The 3256-nt window shown below is 68.2% G+C and carries 3 protein-coding genes and 1 pseudogene; all 4 read right to left on the bottom strand.

Annotated elements, in window-relative coordinates; genetic code table 11:
* Positions 1-2005 (bottom strand): aminodeoxychorismate synthase component I (pabB, locus tag ABZ646_RS43495; RefSeq protein ID WP_360532432.1); only part of this gene is annotated, 2005 nt, incomplete at its 3' end.
* Positions 2005-2853, bottom strand: a complete 849-nt coding sequence (locus ABZ646_RS43490; RefSeq protein ID WP_360532429.1) for an arylamine N-acetyltransferase — start codon at positions 2851-2853, stop codon at positions 2005-2007. The genes ABZ646_RS43490 and pabB, both read right to left, overlap by 1 nt.
* A complete protein-coding gene (locus tag ABZ646_RS43485) occupies positions 2850-3197 on the bottom strand; it encodes a UbiA family prenyltransferase (protein ID WP_360532426.1) in 348 nt (115 codons plus the stop codon). The genes ABZ646_RS43490 and ABZ646_RS43485 overlap by 4 nt, the downstream gene beginning before the upstream one ends.
* A pseudogene (locus ABZ646_RS43480) lies at positions 3188-3256 on the bottom strand (MerR family DNA-binding transcriptional regulator); the annotation flags it as partial. The gene ABZ646_RS43485 and the pseudogene ABZ646_RS43480, both read right to left, overlap by 10 nt.

The following is a 3256-nucleotide window of genomic DNA, read 5'->3' as shown; positions in this document are numbered from 1 at the left end:
GGTCGGAGTCGAGCACGATCGCGCCGCCGGCTCCGATGGTCAACCGGTCACCGACGCGGACCGCGGTGCGGATCACGATGTTCAGGTCGGTGCCGCCGGAGAGGCCGAAGTAGCCGAGGGCGCCGGAGTAGACACCCCGGGCCTCCGTCTCCAGGCCGTCGATGATCTCCATGGTGCGCAGCTTCGGCGCTCCGGTCATCGAGCCGCCCGGGAAGCACTGCCGGGCGCAGTCCATCGCGCTCACCCCGTCGGCGAGCCGTCCGCGAACCGTGGAGACCAGTTGGTGCACGGTCTCGTAGCTCTCGACGTCCAGGTACGGGTCGACCTCGATGCTGCCCACCTCGCACACCCGGCCCAGGTCGTTGCGCAGCAGGTCGACGATCATCAGGTTCTCGGCCTGCGTCTTGGCGCTGGAGGCGAGAGTCGCGGCCAGTTCGGCGTCGCGCACGGGGTCGGCGTCGCGAGGGGCCGTGCCCTTGATCGGCTTGCTGGTGACCGTGCGGTCTCTCTCGACACGCAGGAACCGCTCCGGCGAGGAGCTGAAGACCGTGACGTCGCCGAGGCGCAGGAGCGCGGCGTACGGTGCGGGGTTCGCCCGGCGCAGCCTCAGGTAGAAGGACGTGTCGTCGTCGTGGAACGGCAGGTGCACCTTGTTGGTCAGGCAGATCTCGTAGCTCTCGCCCCGCCTCAGCTGCCGTCGGCACTCCGCGATGTCGGCCAGGTACTGGCTCCGGTCGCGGCCGAGGTGCTCCTCGGCATGCGAGGGAGGGCCTGCGGCAGGGTCGTAGGGCGGGTCGGCGTCGGACGGGTTCAGGGCCGTCAGGAGCGCGGACGTCCGGTCCACCCACTCCTGGGCGTCGTGCCGGGTCTTCTCGTCGTGGACGGCCACCAGGTAGGTCAGTCCCTCCTGGTGGTCGACCGCGACGACGCGGTCGGCGAACATCCACACGGCGTCCGGGGTTTCGGCGGTGTGGCGGGCCGTGGACCCGCACTCGGCCTTGAGTTCGTAGCCGAAGTAGCCGACGTAGCCGCCGGTCAGGTCGAACGGCAGGTCCGTGTCGGGGATGCGCCGTTCACGCAGCCGCTGTTCGAGGACGTTGAAGACGCTGCCTCCGACGAGGCGGACGCCGTTCGCATCGCGTACTTCCACGGCCCCGCTGCCGGTGCGGTAGGTCAGGACCTCGCTGAGCGGACCTGACGTGTCACCGAGGAAGGAGAACCGCGACAGGCCCCTCTCCACGCGGCTGCTGTCCAGCCAGAAGCAGTACGGGACGTTGTCGAAGAGCTTGCGGAAAACGGCCTCGGAATCGGCGGCGGTCGGCACGACGGTGCTGATGGTTCCCAGTCCCCCGACCGCGCCCGTGGTGTCGCCGGACAGTGCGGTGGCGGTGACGGTGGCAGCGGCGGACGGCCGTGGTTCATGCCGCGTCCGGCGGGTCAGGCCGGCGAAGTTCTGCAGGATCTCACGCCCGTGCTGGGAAGCGATCGACTCGGGGTGGAACTGCACGCCCCACTGCGGCAGATCGCGGTGGCGCAACGCCATGAGCACACCGTCGTCCGCCCACGCGGTGCCGACGAGTTCCTCGGGCAGGGGCTCCTGCACGCACAGCGAGTGGTAGCGGACCGCGACGAACTCCTGCGGAATGCCGGCGAACAGCGGATCTCCCTCGTGGGTGACCTTGGCGAGGTGCCCGTGTCTCGGTTCGGGCGCGGCGACCACCGACGCCCCGGCCAGGTGCGCGATCAGCTGATGGCCGAAGCAGACGCCCAGCACGGGCAGGGTGGTGCGGCGCAGCAGGTCGCCGACGAGGCCGACGTCGCGGGCGTTCTGCGGTCGTCCGGGGCCGGGTGAGACCACGATGTTGTCGAAGTCCTCCCACCGCAGGCTGGACAGCAGCGGGTCGTCGTTGACCATGACGACCGGCTCCTGGCCGTTGATGCCGGCGATCAACTGGTACAGGTTGAAGGTGTACGAGTCGTAGTTGTCCAGCAGCAGGGTACGCATCACGGACCGTCCAGGATCTTCGAGAGTGCTTGGACGTCGCCCGGTTCCAAGGTGATTCCGAAGATCTCCTCGGGCGCACAGAGCAGTTCGTCCTTGTCGAGTTCCCTGCTGGTCGCCGGCTCTGCGGGGCGTATCTCCGTGAGTGTGCTGCCGGCGAGAAGGTGCCTCACTTCGGGCTGTGTGCGCTGGAGGACCATCCGGTGGTTGAACGGCGAGCGCGGATGCGTGAGGCAGAAGTGGTTGAGGAGTTCGAAGTCCGACGGATAGCGGGCGTCGGTGGTGAAACCGTAGAGCTCCGCCGGCCCTTCTGGCCGCAGGAACCGCAGCACGTGTTCACCGTTCGGTTCCCGCACCAGGTCGAAGGGCCAATCACCCTCCAGTCGCGCGTTCTCGGCGAGGCGGATGGGGGCGTGCGGTCCGAACGCACCGAAACTCACGTCGAAGAGCCAGCGTTCGTCGTCGAGCTCCACACACAGGGCGACGTGGAGGGCGGGACCGAATCTGTTCCCGGTGCGGATCCGTGTTCTTCCCGCGAGCGCCGAGAACGTGAAGCCGATCCGGTCCAGCACTGCTGCCATCAGGACGACCTGTTCCAGGCACCAGCCGCCGCGGCCCTGCGAGACGATCTTGTCCTGGACGCTGTCCAGGTCCAGCGGCACCGCCGTGCGCCCGAGCAGCGCGTCGAGGTTGTCGAAGGCGATCGCGTCGACGTGGGCGGCGTGCAGACCCCGCAGGGTGGAGAGGTCCACTGCCACGTCGCCCCGGTAACCCACCCGGGTCAGGTAGGCGTCCAGGTCGACGCCGCTCCCCTGCCACATCGCATCTGTCACCCGCAGCTCATCGTTCATGTGAACTGCCCTGCCAGCACGGCCGCGAGAAGGATCCAGCCGTAGTAGGTGTTGGCGACGAAGGTGTCCCAGCACGATTTCGGATCATCCAGGTCCACGCGTACGAGCAGAAAGGACAGGAAGGTTCCCGCGATCACGACGATCAGGTAGAAGGCCCACCCCATCGACATCCGGGAGCCGGCCCACCACACGCCGCCGACGCTGAGCGCGACGAATACCGCCAGCCATGCCTTGGTGGCCTTGCCGAACAGCAGAGCGGAGGACTTGACCCCGATGTCCCGGTCGTACTCCTTGTCCTGGTGGGAGTAGATCGCGTCGTGGATCGGGGTCCAGAAATCCGGCATGCGGCCTCGATCGGGGTGCCCTGGTCGACGAGCTCACGCGCGCGGGCCGCGATGCGAAG

The sequence above is a fragment of the Streptomyces sp. NPDC007162 genome, assembly GCF_040634175.1.
GTDB lineage: Bacteria > Actinomycetota > Actinomycetes > Streptomycetales > Streptomycetaceae > Streptomyces.
The sequence above is the reverse complement of the archived record's forward strand: the minus strand, read 5'-3'. Positions and strand labels throughout refer to the sequence as shown.

Excerpts from the sequence above, each read along its gene's own strand:
- ABZ646_RS43485 (WP_360532426.1), bottom strand. The coding sequence starts at position 3,197 with ATGCCGGATTTCTGGACCCCGATCCACGACGCGATCTACTCCCACCAG.
- ABZ646_RS43490 (WP_360532429.1), bottom strand. The coding sequence starts at position 2,853 with ATGAACGATGAGCTGCGGGTGACAGATGCGATGTGGCAGGGGAGCGGC.